Origin of the sequence: Mycobacterium kyorinense (assembly GCF_001672775.1) — a bacterium.
In the GTDB taxonomy this organism is placed as follows: domain Bacteria; phylum Actinomycetota; class Actinomycetes; order Mycobacteriales; family Mycobacteriaceae; genus Mycobacterium; species Mycobacterium kyorinense_A.
On record NZ_LZKJ01000166.1, the window covers coordinates 39,628 to 66,545 of the forward strand.

At 66.0% G+C, this 26,918-nt stretch carries 31 protein-coding genes and 2 pseudogenes; 12 read left to right on the plus strand and 21 right to left on the minus strand.

Annotated features, from left to right (window positions below; all coding sequences use genetic code 11):
* Positions 1-11: 11 nt before the first annotated feature.
* The 5 genes from A5707_RS18030 to A5707_RS18050 all read right to left on the minus strand — a co-directional run bounded on the left by A5707_RS18030 (position 12) and on the right by A5707_RS18050 (position 4,304).
* Positions 12-917 carry a phosphatidate cytidylyltransferase gene (locus A5707_RS18030; RefSeq protein ID WP_232000746.1) on the minus strand — a complete coding sequence of 302 codons (906 nt, stop codon included), beginning with the start codon at positions 915-917 and terminating at the stop codon, positions 12-14.
* 22 nt (positions 918-939) lie between these two features.
* The gene (frr, locus tag A5707_RS18035; RefSeq protein WP_065015808.1) at positions 940-1,497 is read right to left on the minus strand and encodes a ribosome recycling factor; all 558 of its coding nucleotides are present in this window, start codon (positions 1,495-1,497) and stop codon (positions 940-942) included.
* A gap of 14 nt (positions 1,498-1,511) precedes the next feature.
* Positions 1,512-2,303, minus strand: a complete 792-nt coding sequence (gene pyrH / locus A5707_RS18040; RefSeq protein WP_082969534.1) for a UMP kinase — start codon at positions 2,301-2,303, stop codon at positions 1,512-1,514.
* 94 nt (positions 2,304-2,397) lie between these two features.
* Entirely contained in the window at positions 2,398-2,589 is a 192-nt protein-coding gene (locus A5707_RS18045) for a UDP binding domain-containing protein (RefSeq protein ID WP_065015809.1), read from the minus strand.
* Between the two features lie 224 nt (positions 2,590-2,813).
* A complete protein-coding gene (locus A5707_RS18050) occupies positions 2,814-4,304 on the minus strand; it encodes an FAD-dependent oxidoreductase (protein ID WP_065015810.1) in 1,491 nt (496 codons plus the stop codon).
* A gap of 268 nt (positions 4,305-4,572) precedes the next feature.
* On the opposite strand from A5707_RS18050, the gene A5707_RS18055 reads away from it, so the two are divergent.
* A complete protein-coding gene (locus A5707_RS18055; protein ID WP_065015811.1) occupies positions 4,573-4,815 on the plus strand; it encodes a general stress protein CsbD in 243 nt (80 codons plus the stop codon).
* A gap of 63 nt (positions 4,816-4,878) precedes the next feature.
* Here A5707_RS18055 and A5707_RS18060 read toward each other — a convergent pair whose 3' ends face one another.
* Both A5707_RS18060 and A5707_RS18065 read right to left on the minus strand, forming a co-directional pair.
* Positions 4,879-5,814 carry a lysophospholipid acyltransferase family protein gene (locus A5707_RS18060; protein ID WP_065015812.1) on the minus strand — a complete coding sequence of 312 codons (936 nt, stop codon included), beginning with the start codon at positions 5,812-5,814 and terminating at the stop codon, positions 4,879-4,881.
* Positions 5,815-5,918: 104 nt separating this feature from the next.
* The gene (locus A5707_RS18065) at positions 5,919-6,323 is read right to left on the minus strand and encodes an MPT63 family protein (RefSeq protein ID WP_197495368.1); all 405 of its coding nucleotides are present in this window, start codon (positions 6,321-6,323) and stop codon (positions 5,919-5,921) included.
* 330 nt (positions 6,324-6,653) lie between these two features.
* Here A5707_RS18065 and A5707_RS18070 point away from each other — a divergent pair, with 330 nt between their 5' ends.
* Entirely contained in the window at positions 6,654-7,493 is an 840-nt protein-coding gene (locus A5707_RS18070) for a glucose 1-dehydrogenase (RefSeq protein ID WP_065015814.1), read from the plus strand.
* A gap of 186 nt (positions 7,494-7,679) precedes the next feature.
* On the plus strand, positions 7,680-8,105 hold the full coding sequence (locus tag A5707_RS18075; protein ID WP_065015815.1) for an anti-sigma factor antagonist: 426 nt from the start codon (positions 7,680-7,682) through the stop codon (positions 8,103-8,105).
* A gap of 64 nt (positions 8,106-8,169) precedes the next feature.
* Here A5707_RS18075 and A5707_RS18080 read toward each other — a convergent pair whose 3' ends face one another.
* Entirely contained in the window at positions 8,170-9,324 is a 1,155-nt protein-coding gene (locus tag A5707_RS18080) for an alpha-hydroxy-acid oxidizing protein (RefSeq protein ID WP_065015816.1), read from the minus strand.
* Positions 9,325-10,154: 830 nt separating this feature from the next.
* Between A5707_RS18080 and A5707_RS18090 the strand changes: the two genes are divergently transcribed.
* The 6 genes and pseudogenes from A5707_RS18090 to A5707_RS18115 all read left to right on the plus strand — a co-directional run bounded on the left by A5707_RS18090 (position 10,155) and on the right by A5707_RS18115 (position 15,858).
* Positions 10,155-10,541, plus strand: a complete 387-nt coding sequence (locus tag A5707_RS18090) for a hypothetical protein (protein WP_065015818.1) — start codon at positions 10,155-10,157, stop codon at positions 10,539-10,541.
* A 53-nt stretch (positions 10,542-10,594) separates the two neighbouring features.
* Complete coding sequence (locus A5707_RS18095; RefSeq protein ID WP_065015819.1) at positions 10,595-11,770, plus strand: phosphatidylserine decarboxylase; 1,176 nt, start codon at positions 10,595-10,597, stop codon at positions 11,768-11,770.
* A gap of 159 nt (positions 11,771-11,929) precedes the next feature.
* Positions 11,930-12,679, plus strand: coding sequence for a cutinase family protein (locus A5707_RS18100; RefSeq protein WP_082969536.1), 750 nt, complete (start codon positions 11,930-11,932; stop codon positions 12,677-12,679).
* A gap of 233 nt (positions 12,680-12,912) precedes the next feature.
* Positions 12,913-13,455 (plus strand): annotated as a pseudogene (locus A5707_RS18105) (phosphate signaling complex PhoU family protein); the annotation flags it as partial.
* 546 nt (positions 13,456-14,001) lie between these two features.
* Positions 14,002-14,952 (plus strand): esterase family protein, encoded by a 951-nt coding sequence (locus A5707_RS18110; RefSeq protein WP_082969538.1) that lies wholly within the window; start codon positions 14,002-14,004, stop codon positions 14,950-14,952.
* Between the two features lie 162 nt (positions 14,953-15,114).
* Complete coding sequence (locus A5707_RS18115; RefSeq protein ID WP_065015822.1) at positions 15,115-15,858, plus strand: cutinase family protein; 744 nt, start codon at positions 15,115-15,117, stop codon at positions 15,856-15,858.
* Position 15,859: 1 nt separating this feature from the next.
* On the opposite strand, the gene A5707_RS18120 is transcribed toward A5707_RS18115, so the two are convergent.
* The 9 genes from A5707_RS18120 to A5707_RS18160 are packed head-to-tail and all read right to left on the minus strand — an operon-like array spanning position 15,860 to position 21,021.
* Positions 15,860-17,674: a complex I subunit 5 family protein gene (locus tag A5707_RS18120; protein WP_197495365.1), complete on the minus strand. Its 1,815-nt coding sequence runs from the start codon at positions 17,672-17,674 to the stop codon at positions 15,860-15,862.
* A gap of 7 nt (positions 17,675-17,681) precedes the next feature.
* Positions 17,682-18,032 carry a sodium:proton antiporter gene (locus A5707_RS18125; protein WP_065015823.1) on the minus strand — a complete coding sequence of 117 codons (351 nt, stop codon included), beginning with the start codon at positions 18,030-18,032 and terminating at the stop codon, positions 17,682-17,684.
* A complete protein-coding gene (locus A5707_RS18130; protein ID WP_065015824.1) occupies positions 18,029-18,772 on the minus strand; it encodes an MnhB domain-containing protein in 744 nt (247 codons plus the stop codon). The genes A5707_RS18125 and A5707_RS18130 overlap by 4 nt, the downstream gene beginning before the upstream one ends.
* Positions 18,769-19,044: a DUF4040 domain-containing protein gene (locus A5707_RS18135; RefSeq protein WP_065015825.1), complete on the minus strand. Its 276-nt coding sequence runs from the start codon at positions 19,042-19,044 to the stop codon at positions 18,769-18,771. The genes A5707_RS18130 and A5707_RS18135 overlap by 4 nt, the downstream gene beginning before the upstream one ends.
* Positions 19,041-19,334: a monovalent cation/H(+) antiporter subunit G gene (locus A5707_RS18140; protein ID WP_065015826.1), complete on the minus strand. Its 294-nt coding sequence runs from the start codon at positions 19,332-19,334 to the stop codon at positions 19,041-19,043. Before A5707_RS18140 ends, A5707_RS18135 begins: the two co-directional genes overlap by 4 nt.
* Positions 19,331-19,585: a hypothetical protein gene (locus tag A5707_RS18145; RefSeq protein ID WP_065015827.1), complete on the minus strand. Its 255-nt coding sequence runs from the start codon at positions 19,583-19,585 to the stop codon at positions 19,331-19,333. The genes A5707_RS18140 and A5707_RS18145 overlap by 4 nt, the downstream gene beginning before the upstream one ends.
* The gene (locus tag A5707_RS18150) at positions 19,582-20,100 is read right to left on the minus strand and encodes a hypothetical protein (protein WP_065015828.1); all 519 of its coding nucleotides are present in this window, start codon (positions 20,098-20,100) and stop codon (positions 19,582-19,584) included. The genes A5707_RS18145 and A5707_RS18150 overlap by 4 nt, the downstream gene beginning before the upstream one ends.
* Complete coding sequence (locus A5707_RS18155; protein WP_065015829.1) at positions 20,084-20,497, minus strand: ChaB family protein; 414 nt, start codon at positions 20,495-20,497, stop codon at positions 20,084-20,086. The genes A5707_RS18150 and A5707_RS18155 overlap by 17 nt, the downstream gene beginning before the upstream one ends.
* Before the next feature lie 17 nt (positions 20,498-20,514).
* Positions 20,515-21,021, minus strand: a complete 507-nt coding sequence (locus A5707_RS18160) for a DUF1360 domain-containing protein (RefSeq protein ID WP_197495369.1) — start codon at positions 21,019-21,021, stop codon at positions 20,515-20,517.
* A gap of 158 nt (positions 21,022-21,179) precedes the next feature.
* Between A5707_RS18160 and A5707_RS18165 the strand changes: the two genes are divergently transcribed.
* Entirely contained in the window at positions 21,180-21,893 is a 714-nt protein-coding gene (locus A5707_RS18165) for an HAD family hydrolase (RefSeq protein WP_065015831.1), read from the plus strand.
* An 11-nt stretch (positions 21,894-21,904) separates the two neighbouring features.
* Here the strand turns inward: A5707_RS18165 and A5707_RS18170 are convergent, their stop codons facing one another.
* Complete coding sequence (locus tag A5707_RS18170) at positions 21,905-22,588, minus strand: class I SAM-dependent methyltransferase (protein ID WP_065015832.1); 684 nt, start codon at positions 22,586-22,588, stop codon at positions 21,905-21,907.
* Positions 22,589-22,634: 46 nt separating this feature from the next.
* Here A5707_RS18170 and A5707_RS18175 point away from each other — a divergent pair, with 46 nt between their 5' ends.
* Positions 22,635-23,054 carry a MarR family winged helix-turn-helix transcriptional regulator gene (locus A5707_RS18175; RefSeq protein WP_065015833.1) on the plus strand — a complete coding sequence of 140 codons (420 nt, stop codon included), beginning with the start codon at positions 22,635-22,637 and terminating at the stop codon, positions 23,052-23,054.
* 75 nt (positions 23,055-23,129) lie between these two features.
* Here A5707_RS18175 and A5707_RS18180 read toward each other — a convergent pair whose 3' ends face one another.
* From A5707_RS18180 to rpsB, 3 genes are read right to left on the minus strand one after another with little or no spacing between them, the layout of a single operon-like run.
* The gene (locus tag A5707_RS18180) at positions 23,130-24,545 is read right to left on the minus strand and encodes an amidase (protein WP_065015834.1); all 1,416 of its coding nucleotides are present in this window, start codon (positions 24,543-24,545) and stop codon (positions 23,130-23,132) included.
* Between the two features lie 10 nt (positions 24,546-24,555).
* A complete protein-coding gene (tsf, locus tag A5707_RS18185) occupies positions 24,556-25,371 on the minus strand; it encodes a translation elongation factor Ts (RefSeq protein WP_065015835.1) in 816 nt (271 codons plus the stop codon).
* 1 nt (position 25,372) lies between these two features.
* Positions 25,373-26,200, minus strand: a complete 828-nt coding sequence (gene rpsB, locus A5707_RS18190) for a 30S ribosomal protein S2 (protein ID WP_065015836.1) — start codon at positions 26,198-26,200, stop codon at positions 25,373-25,375.
* A gap of 257 nt (positions 26,201-26,457) precedes the next feature.
* Between rpsB and A5707_RS18195 the strand changes: the two are divergent.
* A pseudogene (locus A5707_RS18195) lies at positions 26,458-26,916 on the plus strand (M23 family metallopeptidase); the annotation flags it as partial.
* Between the last annotated feature and the right edge of the window lie 2 nt (positions 26,917-26,918).

Genomic DNA, 26,918 nt, shown 5'->3' on the forward strand with positions numbered 1-26,918 from the left:
TGAGTCCAGTATCAGGGCACCAGTGTCAGCACGACCCACGCGGCCACCGCCGACGGCAAAAATCCGTCGAATCGGTCCAGCACGCCGCCGTGGCCGGGCAGCAGGCTGCCCATGTCCTTGATCCCCAGATCCCGCTTGACCTGTGATTCCACCAGATCACCGAGGGTCGCGGTGACCACCACGGTCAAACCGAGCAACACGCCGATCCACGGCGGTTTGCCGACCAGGTAGACCACAGTGAGCGCGGTCGCGGTGGTCCCCAGCAGCAGGGAGCCGACCAGTCCCTCCCAGGATTTCTTCGGGCTGATCGCCGGGACCATCGTGTGCTTGCCGAACAACACGCCCGCGGCGTAACCGCCGACATCGGAGGACACCACACCGACTGCCAGCGAGAACGCCTTGGCGGGGCCGTCTTGGTGATAGACCAGCAACGCCGCAAACGAGGCGAACAGCGGCACCCAGGCGGCCAGGAAAACCGTCGCCGAGACATCGCGCAGGTAATTCGCCGGAGCGGCGTCCGGACCCTGCGCGGCCCGGCGACCCTGGCGGCTCAGCAGCCGCCAGATCATGCAGACCACGACGGTGCCACCGAAGCCGGCCAGCGCGCCGCGCACGCCGTATGGCCAGGTCAGCCACACGGTGGCCTGGCCACCGAGCACCAGCGGGAGCACCGGGATGACGTAGCCGGCGGCCCTGAGCCGCCGCACCACTTCGAGCGTGCCGAGCAGCACACCGGCGGCGAGTATCCCGACGAACGCGCAGCGCGCGTACAGCAAACTGGCGATGACGGCCCCGCCCAGGACCGCGCCGACCAAAATCGCCACCGGCAGATTGCGGCCGGCCCGCGACGTGTTCGGCGGCGGTTCCGGCAGCGATTCCTCGGCCGGGGTGCCTGTACCGGTATCAGTGCCTGCCACGGACATCGTTGCTGAGCGGCCGCTAGACCTCCAGCAGCTCGCCTTCTTTGTGTTTGACCAGTTCGTCGATCTGGGTGACGTACTGGTGGGTGGTCTTGTCCAGGTCCTTTTCGGCCCGGCCGACCTCGTCCTCGCCGGCCTCTCCGTCTTTGCGGATGCGGTGCAGTTCCTCCATGGCCTTGCGCCGGATGTTGCGTACTGAAACGCGGCCTTCCTCGCCTTTGTGCTTGGCCTGCTTGACCAGTTCGCGACGACGTTCCTCGGTCAACTGCGGCACCGCCACCCGAATGACGTTGCCATCGTTGGTGGGGTTCACGCCGAGGTCGGAGTTGCGGATCGCGGTCTCGATGGCATGTAGCTGATTGTTTTCGTACGGCTTGATGACGACCAGGCGTGCTTCGGGGACGTTGATACTGGCCAGTTGGGTGATCGGGGTATTGGTGCCGTAATAGTCGATGACGATCCGGGAGAACATGCCCGGATTGGCCCGCCCGGTCCGGATGGTCGACAGATCGTCCCGCGCCACCGACACGGCTTTTTCCATCTTCTCTTCGGCGTCGAAGAGCGCCTCGTCAATCATTGTTTCGCCGCTCCTTAGGTGGTGACCAGCGTTCCGATCTTCTCACCCGCGACCGCGCGGGCGATATTGCCGTCGGTCAGCAGGTTGAACACCAAGATCGGCATGCCATTGTCCATACACAGGCTGAACGCGGTGGCATCGGCCACCCGCAGCCCGCGGTCGATCACTTCGCGGTGGCTGATCGCGGTGAGCAGTTCGGCGTCGGGGTTGGTCCGCGGGTCGTCGGCGAACACCCCGTCGACGGCCTTGGCCATCAGCACCACCTCGGCGCCGATCTCCAGCGCCCGCTGCGCTGCGGTGGTGTCGGTGGAGAAATACGGCAACCCCATGCCGGCACCGAAGATCACCACCCGACCCTTCTCCAGGTGCCGTCGCGCCCGCAGCGGAATGTAGGGCTCCGCCACCTGCCCCATCGTGATCGCGGTCTGGACTCGGGTCGCGATGCCTTCCTTCTCTAAGAAGTCTTGCAGCGCAAGGCTATTCATGACGGTGCCGAGCATGCCCATATAGTCCGAGCGGCTGCGCTCCATGCCGCGTTGTTGAAGTTGCGCGCCGCGAAAGAAGTTGCCGCCGCCGATCACGACCGCGACCTGCACGCCACTGCGGACCACTTCGGCGATCTGGCGGGCCACCTGGGCCACCACGTCGGGATCCAGCCCGACCTGTCCCCCGCCGAACATTTCACCGCCGAGCTTGAGCAGCACCCGCGAGTACTTGGGCCGATTATCCGATTGGGTGGCGGAATAGCCATTATCCGGCAAAAACGCGTCTACGCCCCTGGTGCTCGTCGGCTCCGGTTCTGTCATCAGACTCCTCGCGTAAGAGCGCCATTCCGGTGCGCCCGGACACGGCACTTTCCATCCTGCCTCATGCCCACCCCCGCATGTCCGAGGTGAAAGCTTAATGTCGAGTTGCGGCTGCCGTGCAGCCACTGCGAGAAACGGTTTCCCAGTCCAGCTCGCTGAATTCCGGCCACTGCGTAAGTACCACGATGGCGTCGGCGTCCTGGGCTGCGACGTAGGGATCCCGGGCGGTGGCCACCGGCAGACCAGCGGCATCGATGCTGTCCAAGCGGGGTTCGTCGGCGGTCACGTGGGCGAGCGACCGGCCTCAAGTCGGCGCAGATCGTGACTGCCCGCCAATGCCTACCCGACAGACCGCGGCCGTCAGCGTTGACCGGCACGAGTTGGCGATGCGGGCCTTATACGAACGAACGCCGTGCACATGTCATAGCAAAACGTTGCTGCCGAGGCAGTCGGCATGCGGGAGATACTTCCCCCGCACTTTGACCGTCAAACATGGCCTTGCGGCGGCGCTCACGACGACGCTGTCAACCCCCGGGTGGCCGGTCCTTCCAGCAACGTTCCGTCGGGCGCGAAGCGTGACCCGTGCAGCGGACACTCCCACGACTTGCTGACGTCATTCCAGTTCACGATGCCACCCAAATGTGGACATACCGGCGAAACCCGGTGCTGCACACCGTCAATGGTGCAACGGGCCTCCAAATTCCACGGCGGGCCGCTGACCACCCCGCCTTCTTCTGGAGCGGCACGGCCGAGCCGGGTTATCGGTGCCACCCACCCTTTGGCGAGGTGGAATGCGACCTCGAGGTTGGCCTGCATGGCCGTAGGAATGCCGGTGACCTCGTGCGGGCTCCACGCCGCGAACGCGCGCCCCCAGTCCATGCGGCCGCCGAGGATCCGCGCGCTGAGCAAAAGCGCCGCCGCCGCACCCGCGGCAAGCCCCCACTTATTGAACCCCGTTGCCGTGAAGACTTTTTCGTCGCCGGGAAGGATGGGGCCGACATACGGCAGGTGGTCGGCGGGAGTGTAGTCCTGGGCCGACCATTGATGGGTCATCTCGGCACCCGGGTAGTGATCGCGCACCCATGACGACAATTCGTCCAATTCGGCGGTCGGGCTCTTGCGGCCCACAATGTGGCTGGCGCCGGCGACGACGAGTCGCTCGCCGCTGTTGACCGGTGCGTAGCGCACCGACCTTGTCGGTGAACCCGCGGAGATGAACATCGGCCGGGTGATAGTGCCTGGAACGTCGAACGCCATGCCGTAGGACCTGGTGGGTTTCACGCGAGCAAAGAAGCCGCCGCGATCCAGAATCGGCATACCGGTTGCCAGCACGCACTGCCCAGCGTCGACGTCGACCTCACCATCAGAGGTACGCACCCCCAGCCGCAGGCGACCGCGGCGATGGGACAGCCGATGCACCCGCGCACCTTCGACGAGCCGGCCGCCCCGCTCGGTCAACTCGCCGATCAGGCTGTCCAGCAACGGCATTGGATCGAATTGCGCCTGGTCGGCCAACCGTACCCCGCCGTGATACGGGAATGGGGCGCCGGCGTCGTCGTCCCATTCGACGTCGAGGCCTGCCAGCCGGCACGCAGCCAACTCCGCGCGCGTCGACGCCACCTCTCCCGCCGATTGGGCATAGGTGTAGGCGTCTTCCCGCTGAACCGGAACCCCGTTGGCCTCGCAATACCGCAGCAGCCAATCCTGGCCCTCTTGGTTGCCGCGCACGTAGTCGCGCGCCAGGTCGGCACCGTGGCGGGCGACGATCTGCGACAACATCGTGCCCTGCAGCAGACTGACCTTCCCGGTGGTGTTGCCGGTGGTCACTGCGCCGGCGCTGCGGGCCTCCAGCACCACGACGTCCTTGCCGGCCCTGGCCAGCAGCACCGCGGTGATCAGCCCGGTGATCCCGGCGCCCACCACCACGACGTCGGCGGACAGCGGTCCCAGGCTTGTTCGAGCAGTTAGGCGGCTCCGGTCAGCCAGCCACAGCGATCTCATCATCGCTCCCACATACCCGGACGTGGGGCGACGAAACAGGTGGCGCCCCGGTGTGCGGCGTCACAGCGGCGTCCGCGCCACGCGTCACCAGCGGTAAGGCGGGCCGTGCCGTGCGGCGGCTGGGCGAGGCGGGCGTGAAGGTTTGAGCACGCGGTGCCCCGGGAATCCGCGAGACGCGGCGGGGAGAGCAAGCGACCAACGAATCTCTGCGCCGCGCCGCAACCGGTCGAGACACCGGCCAGTGACACCAGCCAACTAGGAGGATTCCATGGCGGACGACAAGAACAGTGGGCCCGAAGAGGGCGTTCGGGGCGTTGTCGAAGGCGTGAAGGGCAAGGCCAAGGAAGCCGCAGGCAACGTTCTCGGCCAAGACGACATGGCCCGCGAGGGCAAGGCCCAGCAGGACAAGGCTCAGGCTGAGCGCGATGCGGCCAAGCGGGAAGCCGAAGCCGAGTCGGCACGCGGCAGCGCTGAGGCCGCGGAAAAGCGCCAACAATCGCACCAGGATTAGCTCGATCCAATCGACAGGCCCGGTCCGCAACGGACCGGGCCTGTCGGCTATCTGGGCCCGGGATCAACCAAACAGCGGTAGGGCGCGCTTGCGCGCCAGGGCGTCCATGCCGCGTTGGATGCTGTTCTGCACTTCGTGGTACTTACTGTCGACATAGTCGTCGTCGTCGGCGCGTTCGGCATCGTGGTCGAGTTCGACGGCGGGCATGAAGCGGGTGCGGATCTTGGCGGGAAGCGGGAACTGCGGCAGCGCGGCGGGCGCTATTCCCCAGGGCAGCGAGACGGCCACCGGGAACACTTTGAGCCGCAACAGCCGGTCCAACCGCAAGACCCGCGAGAGCTTGTCGCCGCGGATCAGCACCGGCATGGCGTCCGCGCCGCCGACCGTGGCGATCGGCACTATCGGCACGCCAGCACGAATTGCCATCTTCACGAAGCCTTTTCGGCCAGCGAGGTTGGCGCGGTCGCGCTCACTCCATGGCCGCAGGGAGTCGACTTCGCCGCCAGGCCAAAGCGCGACGTCGCGCCCTTCGGCCAGCGCCGTCGCAATAGCGTCCGGTGCCGCGGGCAGTACACCCATCGAACGGAAGTAGCGGCCGAAACCGGGAATCGCCATCAACGCATCGTGCGCGGTTCCATGCAGCGTGCGCTCCGGGCCGAATCGCCGCCACCACTGCAAGCCGACGGTCCAGGCATCCCACACGAACGGGGCGCCAGAGTGGATGCCCACCAATAACACCGGTGGCTCGGGGATGTTTTCCCAGCCGTCGATTTCCATTCGGAACCAGTAGTCGACCAACGTATTCCAGAAGAACTTCTGCCGTTGCAGCGTGTCTTCGTCCTGGCCGCTGAGATCCCACCTGCCGGCCCGGCTGGCCACCCAGCCGCTCAGCCCGCCCTGCTGCCCGTCACGTCGGTCTGCCATCGCCGTGCGGGCTTGCTCGGCCTGTTGGCAGGCTTGTTCGCGAACGTCGTCCGGTCTGTGATCGGTTGCACTCATACCGCTTCTAGTACCCCATCCGGCCCGACCCGAAAATGCGTCACAAAGCGACACCTCCCCGCGTCATTGCTGACGCGGGGAGGATGTGTTGCCTGTTATGGCAGTTAGGCGTTGCTTGTCCAGATCAGGACATCCTGCACGCCGTCGTTGTAGACGACGCCGTTGGGCGGCGCGCCGGTCACGTCGAAGTAGACCTTGCCGCTGGATTGCTGACCCTGAACGATCGGCGCCGGGCTGATGCCGTTCGGCACCGGGGACGTGTCGATCACCCGGTAGGTTTCACCGTTGGCCGCCCGGGCGTTGAAGTCCGAGACCACCGGCGTGACAGTCCCGCTGTCCGACTTTGCGGTCAGGTCCGCCTGGTACAGGTGACCCTTCGGGGTGTAGCCCGGTATCACCATGTCGCTGGGCTGCAGATTGCTCACCGTGTAATCGGTGACCAACGGGCCGTCGACGAGTTGTTGGCTCGTGCCGAATCCCTGGATGCTCGGCGGAGCAGCAGAGGCCATCGGCGCCCCGAAAACACTGGCGGCCGCAATTGCGGCGGCTCCGATTCCCGTTTTCACAGTAGTGGCGGTGAACTTCACGCTATCTCCTCTCTTTCGTGTCGTTCGAGCCTTCCGCTCGAGCGGTGAGTTCTCAGGTAGGTCACCGCACCCAGTCCCCCATACCCATCCGCGGTGGTGCCAAACGTGGTCGACGCGAATGATGTTGTCCTGACAGCAATCTTTTACGCCACCGTAAACGCCCCGAATCAATGGTTAGCCGCTGGTTGGGCCGGGTAGCCGGGGCGATAACGCCTGCGCCATCACCCGATTCGATACTTGCAGGAGCACCTGATGAGTTTTCCCGAGCAGCAGCAAGCGGTACCTGGTGTACAGGCACGAATGGACCCGGTGCCTGATTGCGGTGAAGACAGTTATCGCGGCTCCGGAAAGCTCACCGGTAAACGGGCGGTGATCACCGGCGGTGACAGCGGGATCGGGCGGGCGGTCGCGATCGCCTACGCCAGAGAAGGCGCTGACGTGTTGATCGCCTACCTCAACGAGGACGAAGATGCTCGCGACGTCGCCCGCTATGTGCAAGACGCCGGCCGGAAATGCGTCCTGGTTCCCGGCGATCTGTCCGATCCCGCGCACTGCCGAGCCGTGGTGGATCGGGCGGTCCAGGAGTTCGGCGGCATTGACGTGCTGGTCAACAACGCCGCTTATCAGATGACGCACGAAACGCTCGATGAGGTCAGCGACGAGGAATGGGACTACACCTTCCGGCTCAATGTCGGCGCTTACTTCTATCTCACCAAGGCGGCGTTGCCGCATATGCCCGCCGGCTCCTCGATCATCGGCAGCTCGTCGGTCAACTCCGACACGCCTAACCCCACACTGGCCCCCTACGCGGCGACGAAAGCCGCGATCGCCAACTTCTCGGCGAGCCTGGCACAAATGTTGGGCGACAAAGGGATTCGCGTCAACAGCGTGGCTCCCGGTCCGATCTGGACGCCGCTTATCCCGTCGACCATGCCCGCCGAGAAGGTGAAGTCATTCGGCGAGAACGTGCCGTTGGGGCGCGCTGGTCAACCCGCCGAGCTGGCGTCGATCTACGTGCTATTGGCCTCCGACGACGCCAGCTATATCTCCGGTGCGCGGGTGGCCGTCACCGGCGGTCGGCCAATTCTCTGAGGACACAGCTGAGAACGCGCGGCGCGGTCGCGCTGGCCTGAGCCGGCTTTCACAGGAAATCCCCATAAAACGCTGGACAGAACGAGCTGTTGAGGTTACTAATGGGTATTGACCACCCTGTCTTCAGCAGCGTAGGGCCGGCATCCGCCGATGCGCCGATTACGGCGCACGATTCGGAGTGCATCCATGAGCGCTGCGACGATCAAATTTTGTCGCTCCCAAGCTATTTCGGGCACACAACCCGCTGATGCGCCGCGCGCCCTGCGGGCGGAGACCCGCCACGTCGGTACGGCGGTGATCATCTCCGTCAGCGGCGAAGTAGATGCCAGCAATGAAGGCGACTGGCGCTACCTGCTCGCCGAGATGGCGGCAACCGCCGCTCCACCGGGACCCGTCGTCGTCGACGTTCGAGAGCTCGACTTCATGGGTTGCTGCGCGTTCGCTGTGCTGGCGCGTGAGGCAGAACGATGCCGGCGCCGCGGTGTGACGCTCCGATTGGTCAGCCAAAAGCCGATAGTCGCGCGCACCGCGGCCGCCTGCGGGCTGCGCTGGCTGTTGCCCATCCACCCGACGCTGCAACGAGCGTTGACGCGGGCCGCAAAGGAGGATTAACTGGCACGAGCTCACGGCAGATAGGCTCCTCGACCTGGTACGGCCAGCACGACATAACGGTTGGCTATCCGACCTGCCGCAGCGCCTCGGGTGTGAGGTCCTTGCGGGACGGGTAGCCGTCGACGGCCATCAGCAGGTCGGCTTCGGCCAGCAACGAGCGCAGCACGTGCACGATGCCATCGTCGCCGCCAAGCGCCAGGCCGTACGCGTAGGGCCTGCCGATGCCGACCGCGGCGGCGCCCATCGCGAGCGCCTTGATGATGTCGGGCCCGCTGCGGACTCCCGAGTCGAACAGCACGGGTAGCCCGTCGACGGCCTCGAGGACTCCGGGCAGGCAGTCGAGGGCCGGCACGCCGCTGTTGGCCTGTCGGCCGCCGTGGTTGGAGCAGTAGATGCCGTCGACGCCAGCGTCTTTGGCGCGTCGAGCGTCGTCAGGATGGCAGATGCCTTTCGGAATCACCGGAAGCTTGGTCTCTGAGCGCAGCCAGTCCAGATCCTCCCACCGGAACGGCCCGCCGAAGATAGGAAGCTTCTCCACCGCAGCCTCCGTGGGGTCCTCGCCGGGTTTCAGGCTGTCGAGGAACACCGGGTCGCTGGTGTAGTTGGCAAGACAACGACTAGGCACCTGTGGGTAGTTGCCGGCGCTCAGGTCGCGCGGTCGCCAGCCGGTCACCCAGGTATCGAGGGTGACGACGATGCCCTTATACCCAGCCGCCTCGGCGCGGTGTACCAGGCTGGCGGCCATCTCGCGGTCCGGTGGTGTGTAGAGCTGGAAAAATCCGGCGGTATCGCCCATCGCGGCGGCGACGTCTTCCATCGGGTCGGCTGACAGTGTTCCCGCCATGAACGGGATACCGGTCCGCGCCGCAGCTCGCGCGCAGGCCAAATCGCCATGCCCGTCTTGTGCGCACACTCCGATGACGCCGATCGGCGCCATGAACGCCGGAGCCGGAAACTTCACCCCGAAGACTTCGACCGCAAGGTCACGTTCCGTCGGCGCGACGAGCATGCGCGGCATCAAGCCCCAGCGCTCGAATGCCTGACAGTTGGCGCGCTGGGTGTGCTCGTCGCCGGCGCCGCCCACGACATATCCCCATACCGACTGGGGCAGCGCAGCGGACGCGTTAGCCTCCAAGTCGGCGAAGGTGATTGGTAACGACGGGTTTTCGCCCTTTTGCCCCTGCGTGTAAATCTCATTTTGGTACCGTGCAAACGCCATAGGCAACAGGTACCCGACGGTGCGCCCACCAAACCGGCCGCTAACCGCCCCGAGCGGGAGGTATTGGTCCTGCATACGCCGGCAGGTTCGCGACTCCGCGCGGGCGACACGCCGCTGACATTGCGTGTTTACCCCTCGACGTTTGGGGTAATGCGGTTGTGTCGGCACAAGATTCAAGCGCACCGACCTTACTGAGCGTGCTGCAAAGCAGGTGAAACATGGCCACAGCCAGCCGACACCGTCGAGCGCTCGTCGGTGCAAGCGCGTTTGTCGATGAATGGGGACCACCACCGCCACGCCGCCGACATGCCCGGGATCAAGTACTCAGCTGCAGACAAGCCCGGCGCATGAGCCAGCGCTTCGCTGCCGTCGGCGTCGAAATGCCGCCGGCACACCTTCAAGAAATTGCCGCGGGCAGGTCGATAGGTCCTGACGACCTAGTGAACGTTAATTTCGCACTGGTCGCGACCGAAGTAATGCGGGAAGAACGCCGGGCGAAGTTCAAGCGCGGCCGGCGTCGCGCCACGCGATGGTGCATATGTGCTGGCGCGGGTATCGCGTCGTTGACCACGCTTTGTTGTTTTGTCGTGGCCTTCATCAGCCTTGCTCTAACCGACTCGCCATTTTGAGCTGGCTTCGCTTCGGCGCGCGCAGTGCGCGATGACCCAGCGGGCAAACGACATATCGCCGCCGCGCCTACCTCGACGGCCGCGTTTACCGGCCCGGTTATTCGGGGATTCGGCTGGCATGGCGATTTGTGCAACATGCGTTTGCGTGCACTGCGCACGGCAATCCGGTGACGACACGCTTTCCGACCGGCAGCGGTGACAATGGCCGAACCACCGCTGCCGCCTCGCCCCGACGAGCCCGGCCGCGAAGACCGCAACGTTCGGCCGGCGGTCACTTTCGCTCTGGTGATCGCGGCGGTCGGTGTGGCGTTCCTCGTCCTCGCCGCTGTGTCGGTTGCCAATTGCGACGGCGCGACGCATACCGACACGACGGCGTGCGGGCCGGCAATACGCATCGCGCTGGGAGTCGGCGCACCGGTGATTCTGTTCGGCGGAGGGGTGTGGGCCTTCGTGCGGACGTTCCGGTTGTGGCGCGAGGGCAGGCCTTGGTGGGCATGGCAGGGCGCGGGTTGGTTTTTGCTGTTGCTAATGCTGCTCACGCTGACCATGGGCCTGCCTCCGATCGCCGGGCCGGCGCTGGGCGGCTGACATCGACGAGTGCAAGGCGACCGAGACAGTCGAGGTAATAAAAGGAGAGGCACATGAGTGAACCCGACGCGATCATCCGAAAACTGCACGACGCGCTCGACAAAGAAGAAGGCCTCGCCGCTCGGCTCGAGCAATCATTGGTGGCGGCCCGGCAATGGGCCGAAGCCGACCTGAGCCCGGAGCTGTTCGAGGCGCTGGAATGGCCCACCGACATCGGCCAGTATGAGGACTATCTCAAGCGCTTCGTGCGGTGGGTGCCGCACGAATCGGATGGGGAAGCGTGGAAGCAAGAGGGGAAATCCCAAGAGGTCGACGACCGGCAGGCGCATTTCTACTTCTTGCTCTCGCAGAAGGTCGACGGCGAGATTCTGCAGAACTCCGACGTCTTCCGGGAATGGGTCACCGAGTTCGCCCGGGAATGGGGTGACTTTCTGGACAGCCCGGAATCGTTCAGCCCCGAAGCCTTGCAGTCGTTTATCGACAACGCGCCGCAGTACGGCATCCACGAATCGCTGGTCGACGGTGCGCCGAATGCACCCAGCGGCTGGTTGACCGCCAACCAATTCATCGCCCGCGAACTCAACGGTGGGCTGCGCCCGATCGCCGAGCCGGCCAGCAACTTGGTCGTCACCTCGCCGGCCGACTGCATGTATAAGAGTTTCTACGACATCGACGACGACTCCGCCATTCCAGCCACCAACGTCAAGAATGAAAAGTACGGCAACATCAAACAACTCATCGAAGGCAGTCAGTACAGCGAGAGCTTTGCCAACGGCACGTTCGTGCACTACATGCTCCCGGTAACGGCCTATCACCGCTATCACCTGCCAGTCGGCGGCTTGGTCAAAGAATCCTTCCGGATCAACGGCAAAGTCTTCATGCGTGTCGGCATCGAGGAGCATCAGCTGCAGGGCAGCGACAGCTCCACCAGCGGATACGAGTTCTCCCAGACCCGCGGGGTGGTCACCATCGACACCGCGCAGTCCGACTTAGGCGACATCGGCATCGTCGCGGTAATCCCGGTGGGGATGGCACATGTTTCGTCGGTGATGCTGACCTCGACCCCCGGCAAGCACATGGCTAAAGGAGAAGAGTTCGGCTACTTCCAGTTCGGCGGCTCCGACATCATCATCCTGTTCCAAAAAGGCGTCGACCCACAGATCGATACAAGCGAGGACTTCCGGCTCGTCGGTATCCCCGTAGCACGTTGCAAACCGCTCACCCGCTGACCAGACACGCCGCGCTCCTACCGGGATCGAAAAGAGCTGAGGTTTAACATATTCGAGAGCTCACCCATTACACTAGGCGTGCCGACAACCAGCCGCGGACAGGCCGGAATCGCGGCGGATGAACTGAGCCGGGAAGTTTGCGTTTAAGGAAGTGAGCGTATGGGCACCTACTGCGGCATGATGGCACGTCTCGTCGGATCTGCAATGGTCGCAGCATGCAGTCTCAGCACCACCGTCCTTTCTGGCCAGGCCCTTTCGTCGGCCTCGGCCGCGGGATGTCCCGATACGGAGGTGGTGTTTGCGCGTGGTACAGGTGAGCCGCCCGGCGTCGGTCCCACCGGTCAGGCATTCGTCGATGCATTGGGCCAGCGCGTCGGCGGGAAGTCGCTAGGGGTGTATCCGGTCAACTACCCCGCTAGCGACGAGTGGGCCACCGGCGTGGACGGCGTCCGTGACGCGGGCGCTCACATCGTATCGATGACGAACACCTGCCCCAACACCAAAATGGTGCTCGGCGGATACTCTCAGGGCGCGGCCGTGATGGGCTTCGTCACCTCGCCTACGGTGCCTGACGGGGTCGATCCGGCGACGGTGCCCAAACCGCTGTCGCCTGACGTCGCCAACCACGTCGCCGCTGTCGTGCTGTTCGGGACCCCGAATGTGCGCGCGATGAGCTTCCTCAACGAACCGCCCCTCACGATCGGGCCGTTGTATCAGCCCAAGACCCTCCAGTTGTGCGTTCCGGAGGACCCGGTCTGCTCTGACGGAATGAACTTCGCCGCGCACAACACCTACGTCGACGAGGGCAACCTGATCAATCAAGGAGCGGACTTCGCGGCAAGCCGCCTGCAGTCGAGTGGCGGCGGGTCGGCACCGGCGGCGTCTCGGACCGGAGGCTTTGGCGACTGAGCCGCGTACCGTCGAATCTGCTTGGTGCGCAGTTCAGTTAGATACGGCAGGCTGCTGTCGCGCATCGCCGAGGATCACGCCGCCATCCGGTAGTTGCTCGGGCAGCACAGCGATGTCCCATTTCGGTAACAAGCGGGGCCGCGAGGTTTAGTTTGGGCCGCCCAGGCTGATTCACGGTTATGAACAGCGCAGTTGGGTATGAGACCACGGCGCTTCGATCCCAACTTGCCGAGATGTGCGCCATGGCCGCTCAGGCGTTGGACCATGCCACCCATGCATTGCTGCTGGCGGACATGGGGACGGCCGAAGCTGTCATCGGCGGGTACAAGGAAATCGCCGCGACGAGTTCGACCGCGGAGGAAACCACGTTCCTCTTGCTTGCGTTGCAGCCGCCGGCAGCCACCGAACTACGTGCGGCCGTCAACGCCATCCGGATCGCCGCAGATGCAGAACGCATGGGCGAACTGGCGGTGAACGTGGCCGAAATCGCCCGCCGCCACCACCCCCGTCATGCGGTACCCGCCGAGGTGAGCGGACGCGTGGCCGAACTGAGCGCATTAGCGGTGGCGCTCGCCTGGACTGCCCAAGAAGTGTTGTTGTCGCGCGAACCACAACTCACACCGCGCGCTTGCCGGAGCGAAAGCGCGATCGGCGAACTGCATCGTCAGTTGCTGGCCGTACTTATCGACCCACGATGGCCCTACGACGTCGCCGCGGGTGTTGGCGTGGCACTGGTAAGTCGGCTCTATGAGCGCTTCGCCGACCACGCGGTACGAATCGCTGAGCGTTGCGCCTTGCAACCCAACGGCTACTACTCTCGGGCGCTCTCGCCGCCCTCGAGCTATAACACGCCGCGGCTCGCGGTGACCCAGCGCAACGGGTCGACGCAGCGGAACGGAGCGATCCCGCGGGCGTTGAGCCGATTCCCGACCGGTGGCTGACCGAGCGCCGACACCGCAAAGCCGCGGGCTTCTCTTCACCCCACTGCGGCAACAGTCCGCGTGCCGAAGAACCTTCTAGACAGATTGCCCCTTCTTTGTTATGAAAAAAGAGGTCGCTGTCTGTCTTTCAGACCGCGGGCAACTATTCATCACGGCGCTCGGGGGCACCGCGCTAGGAAAAGAACGCCCATGAGTCGTGTTATCGCACTCTCCCGGCCCCTAGTCGCGCGCACTGTTGACTGGCGTCGGTGTGAATCCTTGGCTTTGAGTGTGAATCCTTGGCGGAATCCGCCGCCTCAGGCCGCCCTGATTTCACACTCAACACCAGGGAGCGAATTTCGTTGAGCTGAAACACGACCCAGATCGGACGGAAGGATAGAGATGGATGCGGAGAGCAGGCGCTGGATGCGTCGACTGATGAACGCCGGAATTGCGGCCGCCGCACTACCGGGATTGATTGGGCTAGTCGGGACTCCGCCAACCGCGCGAGCTGCTGCACCCGAATTCCTTGCGGTGCCGTCACCGTCGATGGGCCACGACATCACCGTCGAGTTTCAGGGCGGCGGAGCGCCGGCGGTCTACCTGCTTGACGGGCTGCGCGCCCGGGACGACCGCAGCGGCTGGGATATCGAAACCAACGCCTTCAACGACTACGCCGGTTCGGGCATATCGGTCGTGGCGCCGGTCGGTGGGCGCTCCAGCTTCTACTCCGACTGGTACGGGTCGGCGAATGGCCAGACCTACAAGTGGGAAACCTTCTTGACCAACGAGCTGCCCGGCTACCTCTCGAGTCGAGGTGTGCGGGCGAACCGCAACGCCGTCGTCGGTGTTTCGATGTCCGGGTCGTCGGCGTTGATCTTGGCGGCTTACCACCCCGGGCAGTTCGCCTACGCTGGTTCACTCTCGGCATTGCTGAACCCCTCCCAGGGCAGCGGACCGACGTTCATCAAGTTCGCGATGAACGACGAAGGCGGCTTCAACCCCGAGGACATGTGGGGACCGGCCGGTGGCCCCGGCTGGCAACGCAACGACCCCACCGTGCAGGCCGGCCGGCTCGCCGGTAACAACACCCGGCTATGGATCTACAGCGGCAACGGCACGCCTAGCGAAAACATCGGTGAGGGCAGTGTTCCCGGTCAGGTGATCGAGCAGGTGATCCTGCAGAGCAATGATGCATTCCGAGACGCCTACACAGCGGCCGGCGGACACAACGCGACGTTCAACATCGACAGCAACGGCGTCCACAGCTGGGGTTACTGGGGTAGCCAGTTGGCGGCCATGAAGCCCGACATGCAGCGGACGCTGGAAGCCGGCGGCGGGGCGCAGACGTGACGTCGTCGTAGCGCAGGTTCCTCGAATCGGATGAGCTGACACAGAACCGAAACCGTCCTCGTCATGCCGGTGTCGTGCTACGGGCCAAAGCCCGGAAATGAACGCGCATTGCGCCCGAAATTTCTGGTTTGAGGGCGCGATTTGGTGGGAAACTCCCGCGCCATGAATGCACGTCACCTCATCCGATTCCTCGGCCCCGCGGCACTCGCCGGGTGGGGCCTCAGCGCTTGGTTCTTGTCTGACTCTGCCCTCCCGGCGGCCTCCGCCGAGCCCTGCCCCGATGTACAGGTGGTATTCGCCCGCGGCACCGGGGACGACCCGGGTGTCGGCCCCGTCGGGCAAGCGTTCGTCGACAACCTGCACCAGCGGGTCGGCGCACGGTCGTTCGACGTATATCCCGTCAACTACCCCGCCAGCGAGCAGTGGGACACCGGTGTCGACGGCATCAGAGACGCCAGTGCTCACGTCGTCTCCACCGCGAACACCTGCCCGCAGACCAAGATGGTGCTCGGCGGTTACTCCCAAGGCGCGGCCGTGATGGGCTTCGTCACCTCGGCTGCAGTCCCCGACGGCGTCGATCCGGCGACCGTCCCCAAACCACTGGACCCCGCCGTGGCCAACCACGTCTCCTCGGTCGTTCTGTTCGGAATGCCGAATGTGCGGGCCATGAACTTCCTCGGCGAGCCGCCGGTTGTCATCGGTCCGGCGTATCAGGGGAAGACGATCAAGGTGTGCGCCACCGACGACCCGGTCTGCTCTGACGGGATGAATTTCACTGCCCACAAAACGTACGCAGATGACGGAAGCATGATTGACCAGGGAGCGGCTTTCGCCGCGAGTCGCCTTGGCGCAGGCCCGCCCGTCCCGGTTCCGCTGGCATCGTCGCCGGAAGGCTTTGGCGAGTGAGCTACCGCGACTGCGCACTCAGCACCGCCGCCAAGACGGTCAGCGCCGCGAACATCCAGGCGACGTAGTCGCCGACGTGGCCGGAGTGCGCTCTGCGCAGTGCGACGACTGCCGGCCGGGTCACCGCCGCGGTGGCCCGCTGCAGTGCCGAGCTGTTGTCGCGCAACGCGATAGCCGCCACGCAGACCGTCGCCAGTACCCCGATGAAGGCGAGAGTCACACCGGTGGCCGACCAGCCGGGCGCCGGGCCGGTCGGCCCGCCGGCAGTCGAGCGTCCGAGGATCGCAGCGACATAGCCGGCGGTGTCGACGAATCGTCGCCCGACGGCGTCTGCGGCCGCGCTGCCGCGGGGCACGACGCCAGCCGCGAGGCAGCCTGACAACAGCACACCGATCGGGACATACATGCTCGGTGGTATCCGACCCAGCACGGTGTCCGGTTCCTCCTCGCCTTTGGTTGCTTCCGACGCGTCGGGGGGCGCGTCGGCGCCGTCGCCCCACCGCGTGAAGCACCGCACTCCGGCGCGCAACACCGCACCACCGGTCATCGCCGAAATCGTCAGGAACAGGACCGAACCCCACCCGACCCCAACAGCGTCCTCGCACAACGACTTTCCCAGCGCGGTACCGAACGGCGGCAGGCCGGCAAGCGCCAGCGTCGCCACCAAATACAGCGCCGCCAACAGATGCTGGCCGCGTCCGCGGCCGGACAACTCCAGCTCGTCGACGGTCTGGTGGCGGTCGAGCAAGATTCCCACGATCAAAAACAGCGCCGATTTCGCGCCGGCGTGACCCACGACGTAGATTGCCGCGCCGCTGACCGCGTCGGGCCGCAGGGTCGCGGCGGCCACCAGAAACAAGCCCATGTGGCCGATCGTCGAATAGGCCAGCAGTCGCTTGAGATGGCGTTGCAGCAGGCACATCACCGCACCGACCACCGCAGTCAGCACGCCTACCGCCATGAACGTGTGCATCACTGCACTACGCGGCAGCACGTCGGCGAACACCACCCAATACACCCGCCACATCCCGTACAGGCCGAGTTCGACCATGACACCGGAGAACAGCACACACACCCCGGCGGGGGCGACGGCGTGCGCATCCGCCAACCAGAAATGCAGCGGCACAATGGCGGCCTTCACCAGAAGACCGGCGAGAATCAGCACGAAGGCCGCGACGGCGACCGTCGTTGGTGCCCCGTGCGCCAGGGCCATCCCGGCCTGGGCCATGCCCAGTTGGCCCGTCTGCGCGTAGAGAATCGCGATCCCCACCAGCGAAAGGCACGCCGACAGCGATTGAATGATGCCGAAGTTGAGCGCACCCTGGATCGCCGACTTGTCTTCGATCTTGATGCCGGTCAACGCATACGCCACCGCGCCCATCAGCTCGAGAAACACGAAGAGGTTGAACAGGTCGGTTGCCAGCACGAAGCCGTTCATCGCGGCCAGGAAGAGCAGCATCAACGCGTCGAAGCGCGGACCGGCCTCATCTAACCCCAGCCGGCTGTAGAGCGCCGCGCAGGCCATCAGCAGGCTCACCAGTGTCGCCAGGCCCGCAGACAGGGGGTCCGCGGCGAGCGCAATTCCAACTGTGGTGTGGCCCTGCATGGACCAGCCGCCGATCCAGGTGACCACCATGTGCTGACCGGCCGCCACCGTCGCGAACGCCGCGCCGGCGGCCGCCGCCAGCGACACGGCCAGCGTCAGCCAGGTGGCTGTCGCTCCGGATACCCGTCCGCCCAGCGCGAGCAGCAGACATCCCGCGACGATCGGCACCGCGACCAGCAGTGGCAACAGCATGGCCGCGGACGTCTGCACGGCGCGCTCAGCCCCTCAGCGCCGACAACTTGTCGGGATCCAAAGTGCCGTGCCGTTTATGGATCTGAATGGCCAGCGCCAACAACAGCGCGGTGACCGTCGCCTGGATGACGATGTCGGTCAACGTCATCGCTTGGACGACGGGATCGACCACGCCGGTCGGTGGTGGCGGGTTCGAGCCGGCGAAGATCGGCGGTGCGGCACCACGCTGGTATCCGATTGCCAGCAGCAGCACATAAGTTCCGGATTGAGCGACGGACAGGCATACCACGGCGTGAATCAGGTTGCGGCTGCGCATAACTCCCAGTGCGCCGATCAACACCAGCCAGCCCGCCACACAATATGGGTAGACGCTCACGAGTTGTCACCCCGCTTGGCGACGGTGATCTCCTGGGCCAGAAATTGCGCCAGCAGCACCGTCATCCCGCACGCAACCTCAACGCCGACCGCAAGGTTGAGCAACGGCACCGAGCCAGCGGAAAACAGGTTGCCCAGCTGCCCGGTGGGCAGCAGGTTCGCCAGGAAGACACCGCCGAAGACCAGGCCCGCCAACCCGATCGCCACGAAAGCCGCTGCGCCCAGCGCCTCCCCGACGTCGAATACGTTGACCGGCCGCAGCCGATCCAGCGCCCGGAAGCTGCCGGTGATGTACAGCAGGTGCAACCCGGCGGCCAGCACCACCCCGCCCTGGAACCCACCGCCCGGGGTGAGATGGCCGTGCACGACGATGTCGATGCCCAACGCGATCGTCACCGGCAGCATCAGATAGCCGACCACGCGGGTTGCGTCCAGCGCTGTGCGGCGGCCCGACGTGTGGTACTCACGTTCTTCCATGGCGGGGCGCAACAAGGCCATCACCCCGGTCACCGATCCGAGCAGAATTGTCTCCTCCCCCAGCGTGTCCAGGGCACGCTGGTCGAAGTTGACCGATGCGACGACGTTGGCGGTGGCCCGTGAGATGGCCGCCGGCACCGCCAAATCCCGGTACAGGTGCTGGCTTTGGCCGAACGGCGGCAGCTGGGCGAAGCTCAGCCACATCAGGATCGCCAGCCCCGCCGCGCCGGCGAGGAACAGCGTGGTGCGCAGGCCGCGACTCACGGGGCCGCCTCCTGCTGTCGGGGCTCGTCGCTGTCGGAAGCCTGGCGACGGACCGCCCGTAGCGTCAGCATGACCATCAGCGGAACGACCACGCCACCGATGGCCAGTTGCGACAACGCGACATCAGGGGCTTGGAGCACCACGAACAGCACTGTGAGCGCAAGCCCGAACACCGACAACGGTATCGCCTGGCGCTCCGGCCGGTCGGTCAGCGCGACGATCGTCCCGGCCACCCCGACCAATGTCACCACAACCGTCAGCAGGACGGTCACGACGGCGACTCCTCGTCCACCAGCCGCTCGTGCTGTGCCGTCAAGCGAGCCGTCGCCGCCGATATCACCGGGGAGCTGACCACGATGATCGCAATCGTCACGGCGATCATCGCCGACGACTCCGAAAAGCCTTGCGATACAATCAGTCCCATACCGGTCAGCGGCACCCCTAACGACGTCGTCGCGGTCAACAAATGCAGCCGGTCGAACACCCGCGGCAATGCCGCCGCCCCCAGCGCCGAACAGGCCATCACCGCGACGCCGGCGAAGACCAGCACCCAGGCGATCACGACTTACCCGCCAACAGCCGGGTGAACACCAGAGTCCCCGGCAACGTCACCACTGCCAGCGCCAGCGCCACGATCAGATCCAAGTCACGTTGCCACCCAACGGCAATCAGCATCACGGCGATCGTCGCACCGATGCTGGCGAACTCCAGGCCCACCAGCCGGGCATGCGGTTGGCCGCGGCAAGCCATCCACGCGCCGGGGATGAACACGCCGAGCAACACCAGCACCGCTGCCAGTTCACCCGCGGTCATCGCTGCACCGCCGCCGACAGCCGGTCAGGTCGTGGCCGGGCTCGATGCAGTAGTACGGTCCCTTGCGACGGATCACTATCGAGCACAACGGTTCCCGGCGTGGTGGCAAAGGCCAATACCGCCGCCGCGCGGCGCGCCGACGCCACGGGTTCGGCTTCGACCGGCAACACCACGGCACTGATCACCCCGCGCCGGCGCCGCACCCGAACGGCGGGAAGCGCGTTGAGCGCATACCCCCACGCTTGGATCGCTTGCACCGGCACGGCGCGCGCCACCATGGCAATCCAACGGGCCCAACCGATTCGGAACCGCCAATGCCCTCCATTGGCTTGCCGCGCCAACCGCGCTGCCACTGCACAGGGCAGCGTGCACCCGACCATCACCAACAATTCGGCGGGCGTGCGAGAAGTCAGCGTCGCCAGCCACACAACGGCGGTGACCACCCACCACAACAAAATCTCGCCCGATGCCCGGGCCAGCCGGTTGCGCGCCGGCTGATCACCGGCCCCGGACACGACGGTTGTGCTTTTTGATCGCGTCGACGAGTTCCGACTTATTCATCGTGGACCGCCCCCGGACGTCGAGACGACGGGCGACGTCGAGCAGATGCTTCTTGCTGGCGTTGGCATCCACGCCCTCCGCCGTCGGTCCCTTGGCTTGCGGTCCACCGCTTTCGGCGCGCTTGTCCGACGGGCCTTTCTTCTTCTTCGGCAACCAACGATCGCCGACTTTCTCGAAGCTGTGCTTGAGCGCGGAATAGGCAACGCGGTGGGCACGCTGCTCGCTGCCGTACTCTTTGGCGGCCGCGTCGTGCGCCTTGGAGAACGTGCGCTGTGCCTTGGCGCTGGAACGTTGCAAAGTGCTCGGCAACTCGCTCTGCTTGGGTTTGCCGCTCTTGGTTGTCTTGGGCATGACGGACCTCCTTGTACTCAACCCTCAGCGGACTGCTGCGCCATTGCATAGGCGAGCTGCAAAAAGTCGGCGCCGGCCAGCGCGGTGAAGCTGCCCGCAACCAGGCGGGTGAACCTCGGCGCGAAGATCAGCCCGATGACGAACCCGGTGGCCACCCACATGTCCAGGCAGAACGGGCACGTCAGCAATTCACCCAGGCTGTGCCGCAATTGGCTGGAGTGCCGGGTTTCCTCCTGAACTTCGGCGGGACCGCCGGTGCCGGCGTAGTGAGCGAACGGAGCTCGCAGCGGGCTGGTCACCGCGTCCTTGGTCAGCGTGCGGGACAGCTTATGGGTGCCGCACATCACCGTCAGCAGATCCTGGGTCCGCCAGCGGTCGGGCAGCCGGCGGCCGGTGATTGCGGCGATCACCGCCGTGAGCGTGACGACCGTACCGTAAATGGCCATAACCACCAGGTAGCCGCCCAACGGGCGGGAGCTGTCTCCGCGATACGCATCGGCTTCCTGACGCGCGCGCTTGGCCATGTCCGTCACATCGCCCACTGCCACTCCTCGAGTCGGGTTTCGCACGCCGGTTACCCGAAGTCGAGGCCCGGCAATCCCCGACGGGTTACCGGCCGCGTCGGCCGGCCGCCGACGGGGTACCCAATGGCGGCCCACCATCCACGGAAGGATTGTTCGTAATGGCGCAACCCGCCCAGGTCGAGCCGACGCGTGAGAGCGGCGCCGGTGACAAACCGGCTGTCTTGTTCGACGTCGACGGCACGCTGGTTGATTCCAACTTTCATCACGTCGTCGCCTGGCATCGCGCCTTTCTCGACATCGGCAAGGAGGTGCCCTGCTGGCGCATCCACGGACTCATCGGCCGGTCAGGTTCCGAACTCGTCCGCATCCTGCTCGGCGACGAATTGGCCGACGCGCACGGCGCACAGGTCGAGAAGGCACACACCCGCTACTTCCTCGACAGCGGGTCGACGCTACGCCCGCTGCCCGGCGCGCGCGAACTGCTCGAGGCGATCGCACGACAGGGCTGGCGCGCGGTACTCGCCACCTCGGCCGGTGAAGACGAGCTTGCCTTGCTGCGCAGCGTGCTCGACGCGGAAGACCTGGTCGCCGCCGTGACGTCGGCTGCTGATGCGGACCGGGCCAAGCCGGATCCAGACATCGTCGCCAGCGCGCTGGAGTGCGTCGGAGCGCAACCGTCGCAGGCCGTCTTTCTCGGCGACACGGTATGGGATGTACAGGCGGGTCGCCGCGCCGGCGTCCCGACTGCGGCGGTGCTCAGCGGCGGAATCGCCCGCGAGGCACTAGAACACGCCGGCGCCGCGGCGATCTACGCCGGACCGCTCGACGTGTGGGCCCACCTCGACGAGTTCAGCCAATTGCTGCGGTTGTGAGCCGCCGCCGCTCAGCCGAGGTGCGCGGAGAGTAGCCAACCGGGCACCGACTTGCGCCCGTTGCCCTCGTCGCGCAGATCCACCACCGGAAACTCGGCGGAAACGCCGTCGGGGAAATTGGCGTGAATCCGGGCGGCCCGAATGTCGTCGATGACCCAGTACTTGGAGACCACGTCGCGCAGTTCGTCCTCGGTGACCGGATTGGCCGGGCTGTCCGGCATCCCCGCGCGGTCGAAGACCAGCACGAAGTACGACGCGCCGGGAGCAGCGGCGCGCACGATCGAGCGCTGGTATCCGTCGCGCAGCTCGACCGGCATCGAATGAAACAGCGTGCTGTCGACGATCGTGTCGAACCGAGCGTCGTAGCCGGTGAACGCCGAGATGTCGGCGACCTCGAAGGAGGCGTTGGTCAACCCGCGCTTGGCAGCTTCGGCCTTGGCCAATTCGATCGCGGTCGGCGAGGCGTCCAGCCCGACGGTGTGGTGTCCCAATGCCGCCAGGTGCAGGGCCAGCGCGGCCTCACCGCAGCCGGCGTCGAGCACGTCACCCCGGATTTTGCCCGCGTCGATCAGCGCGGCGATCTCGGGCTGCGGTTCGCCGAGACTCCACGGCGGCCGGACGCCCACGCCGAACTGCTCGGCCTCGCCGCGGTAGGCCGGATCAAAGTCGAAATCGAAGTTCTTGGTTTCAGTCATACCGTCCGGTATATCAACTTACCTGATATATGTCAAGATTGTTGACATGGGACGGATTGAGGATGCACCACTCGGCTATCTGCTGTACCGGGTGGGCGCCGCGCTGCGTCCGGAAGTAGCCGCGGTACTGCGCCCACTCGAACTGACCCTGCCCGAATTCGTATGCATGCGAATACTTTCCATGTATCCGGGGATGTCTAGTGCTGACTTGGCGCGGCAGACCAACGTCACACCGCAGGCGATGAACACGGTTCTGCGCAAGCTCGAAGACGTCGACGTGGTGGCCAGGCCGGCGACGGTGCCGTCGGGGCGGGCGCTGCCGGCCACGCTGACCACCGCCGGCCGGGCGCTGCTCAAGCGCGCCGAAGCGGCAGTGCGAGAAGCCGACGCGCGGATACTGAGCAAGCTGTCGGCGTCCGAGCAGCGTGAGTTCAAGCGGATGCTCGAAGCGCTGGGATCCGACTAACATGCCGAGCGTGAGACTGGCTTCACGCTCGGCATCGAGCGTGAACTTAACTTCACACTGGGCGCAAAGCCAAAGCTAGGCGGCCCCGGCCTGAATGCGGGCAAACGGCCGCGCTTCTTCAAGTTCGTAGGCCAACTCCAGCAGCCGGGCCTCGGCGCCGCGCTCCGCGGAGAACATCATGCCCTGCGGTAACCCATTGGCAGTGTGGGCCAGCGGCAACGAGATCGCCGGATCACCGGTGGCGTTCTGCAGCGGTGTGAACGCGACCCACTCCATCAGCCGGTCGATGATCTGCTGGTAGTCCGCGGTCGGGTCAAGGTGCCCGACGCGCGGCGTCTCGGTGGCCAGCGTCGGCGTCAACAATGCGTCGTGGCCGCGGAAGAACCGCGCGCTGCGCCGTGACGAAGCGGCGAGCCGGGCGATGGCCAGCGGCAGCCGGTGCAGGCGGCGGATGGCGTAGCGATCCAGGCCCAGCGTCAGGTTGTCCAGCCGGGTGCTGTCGAACGAGGGGCCGAACACGCGCCGCCCCCGGCGCACCAGCGCGGTGGACAAAAACGCCCAGTACAGCAGGAAGTCGTCGGCGAAAGAGGCTGGCACAGGCGGGTTTTCGATGTATTCCACCCGATGGCCCAGTTCCTCCAGCAAGGCAGCGGTCTTCAAGGTCAGCTCACGCACCTCCGGGGTGGCTTCCCTGCCGATCGACTTGGTGACGACCGCGAGCTTCAGCCGCCGCTTGGCGGGGCCGGTGACATCACCGATCGCCGACAACTTGGGGTTGGGCCAGATGCGTTCGGCTTCCCGGTAAAAGGCGGCGGTGTCACGCACCGAGCGGGTCACCACGCCGTTGTAGACGATGCGCACCGGCATTTGGCGGAAGTCGTCGTCCAGCGGCAACCGGCCGCGCGACGGCTTGAGACCGACCAGGCCGTTGCAGGCTGCCGGAATCCGGATGGACCCGCCGCCGTCGTTGGCGTGCGCGATCGGCACCACCCCGGCGGCCACGAACGCCGCCGACCCCGACGAGGACGCGGCGGCGGTGTGGTCGGTGTTCCACGGGTTGCGGACCGCGCCCAGCCGGGGATGCTCGGCGGCGGCGCTGAAACCGAACTCGCTCAACTGCGTTTTGCCCAGCGAGTTCAGCCCGGTGGCCAGATACATCCGGGCGAAGGCACCGTCGGCGGCAGCTGGGCGGGGATCCCACGCGTCGGTGCCCTGCATGGTCGGCATGCCGGCCACGTCGACGTTGTCTTTGATGAACGTCGGCACGCCGCTGAAAAAACCCGCTTTCGGGGGCGCGGCCGCTTCGTCCCGTGCGCGGTCGAATGCCTCATAGGCCAAGCCGTTCAGGGTCGGGTTGACCGCCTCGGTGCGGGCGATGGCAGCCTCGATGACCTCGGCGCGGGACACTCTGCCGGCCTGGATGGCCTCTGCCAGGGAAACCGCGTCGAGATCGCCGAGGGCATCGTCGCCGAATGCGTGTACGTGTTGCATCCGGCTGATGCTACTGCTGACCGACCTCGAAGCGGACGAATCGCGTCACGGTGACACCGGCCTCGTCGAGCAGGGCTTTGACGGTCTTCTTGTTGTCGGATACCGACGGCTGCTCCAGCAGCACGACATCCTTGAAGAATCCGCCCAGCCGGCCCTCGACGATCTTGGGCAGTGCCTGCTCGGGCTTGCCCTCGGCGCGCGAGGTCTCCTCCGCGATGCGGCGTTCGCTGGCTACCACGTCTTCGGGCACGTCGTCGCGGGACAGGTAGCGGGCCTTGAGCGCGGCGATCTGCAAGGCGACTGCGTGCGCGGCCTCTTGGTCCGAGCCGGTGTACTCCACCAGCACGCCCACCGCCGGCGGCAGGTCGGCCGACCGCTTGTGCAGGTAGGTCTCGACGGTGCCGTCGAAGAACGCGACGCGGCGCAACTCGAGCTTCTCGCCGATCTTGGCCGACAGCTCGGCGATGGCCTGCTCGACGGTCCGGTCCCCGGCCTGCGCGCTCTTGAGCGCCTCGACGTCGGCAACCTTGGCGGCGACGGCAGCGCTGACCACCTCGTCGGCCAGCTGCTGGAACTCGGCGTTCTTGGCGACGAAGTCGGTCTCACAGTTCAGCTCGATCAGCGCGCCGTCTTTGGCGGCGACGAGGCCTTCGGCGGTCGCGCGCTCGGCGCGCTTGCCGACATCCTTGGCGCCCTTGATCCGCAGCGCCTCGACGGCCTTGTCGAAGTCGCCGTCGGTTTCGGCCAGCGCGTTCTTGCAGTCGAGCATGCCGGCGCCAGTCAGCTCGCGAAGTCGCTTGACGTCGGCAGCGGTGAAGTTCGCCATCTCAGCCTTCCGTGGTGGTGGTTTCGGTTTGCGCAGGGGTCTCGCCGGCGGGGGCCGTCGCCGCAGCCAGCAACTCCTGCTCCCACTCGGCCAGCGGCTCGGCCGAGTCGGCCTCCGGCTTGCCGTCACCGCGGCCCAGCCCGGCCCGGGCCTGTAGCCCCTCGGCCACCGCCGAGGCGATCACCTTGGTCAGCAGCGCCGCCGAGCGGATCGCGTCGTCATTGCCCGGGATCGGGTAGTCGACCTGGTCGGGGTCACAGTTGGTGTCCAGGATCGCGATCACCGGGATGCCCAGCTTGCGGGCCTCACCGACGGCGATGTGCTCCTTGTTGGTGTCGACGACCCACACCGCCGACGGCACCCGGGCCATGTCGCGGATACCGCCCAGGCTGCGCTCCAGCTTGTTCTTCTCCCGGGTCAGGCCGAGGATTTCCTTCTTGGTGCGGCCCTCGAAGCCACCGGTCTGCTCCATCGCCTCGAGCTCCTTGAGGCGCTGCAGCCGCTTGTGCACGGTGGAGAAGTTGGTCAGCATGCCGCCCAGCCAGCGCTGGTTGACGTACGGCATCCCGACGCGGGTGGCCTCGGCGGCGATGGACTCCTGCGCCTGCTTCTTGGTGCCGACGAACAGGATGGTGCCGCCGTGGGCGACGGTCTCCTTGACGAACTCGTACGCCTTGTCGATGAACGTCAGGGTCTGCTGCAGGTCGATGATGTAGATGCCGTTGCGGTCGGTGAAGATGAACCGCTTCATCTTGGGGTTCCAGCGACGGGTCTGATGCCCGAAGTGGGTGCCGCTGTCCAGCAGCTGCTTCATGGTTACTACGGCCATGCTGATGCCTTTATGTTGTGTCGGTTGTCGCCCGGCGACGGGTGAAGCCGGGCCCTGGTGTCTGCGGGATGCCGGACCCGTTCTCGGACGGGACCGCGCGGCATCCGTTCGGCTGCAGACACGCGAAGTCAGCCCGCTCGGGCGAGCTGCGCCGCCGAGTTTACACGGTTTCAGCAGGTGCTTTGTCCACAGCCTGGCTGGCGGGCCGGCTCGCTGCGCACTGGACTGAGCCGGTGCGATTCCTTGTGGTGCTGCTGTTGGCGCTGCTGTGCGCCGCCCCGGCAGCGGCCGATGACGTCCGGCTGCAGTGGCCGCTGCGGCCACCCCCGGCAGTCGTGCACCGCTTCGATGCGCCCTCGCCGAACTGGAATCCCGGGCATCGGGGCGTTGACCTGGCCGGAGCCGCCGGCCAGCCGGTGTACGCGGCGGGCAACGCGACGGTGGTGTTCGCCGGGATGCTGGCCGGTCGGCCGGTGGTGTCGCTGGCCCATCCGGGCGGCTTGCATACCAGCTACGAGCCGGTCCGAGCCGCTGTCCAGGTCGGCCAACGGGTGGCCAGCTCGACGGTGATCGGCGCATTGCAGCCCGGCCATCCCGGGTGCGGAAGCTTGGCGTGCCTGCACTGGGGCGCGATGTGGGGCCCGGCGGCCCGAGCCGACTATGTCGACCCACTCGGGCTGCTGGCGTCGACGCCGATCCGGCTCAAGCCGCTGTCTTG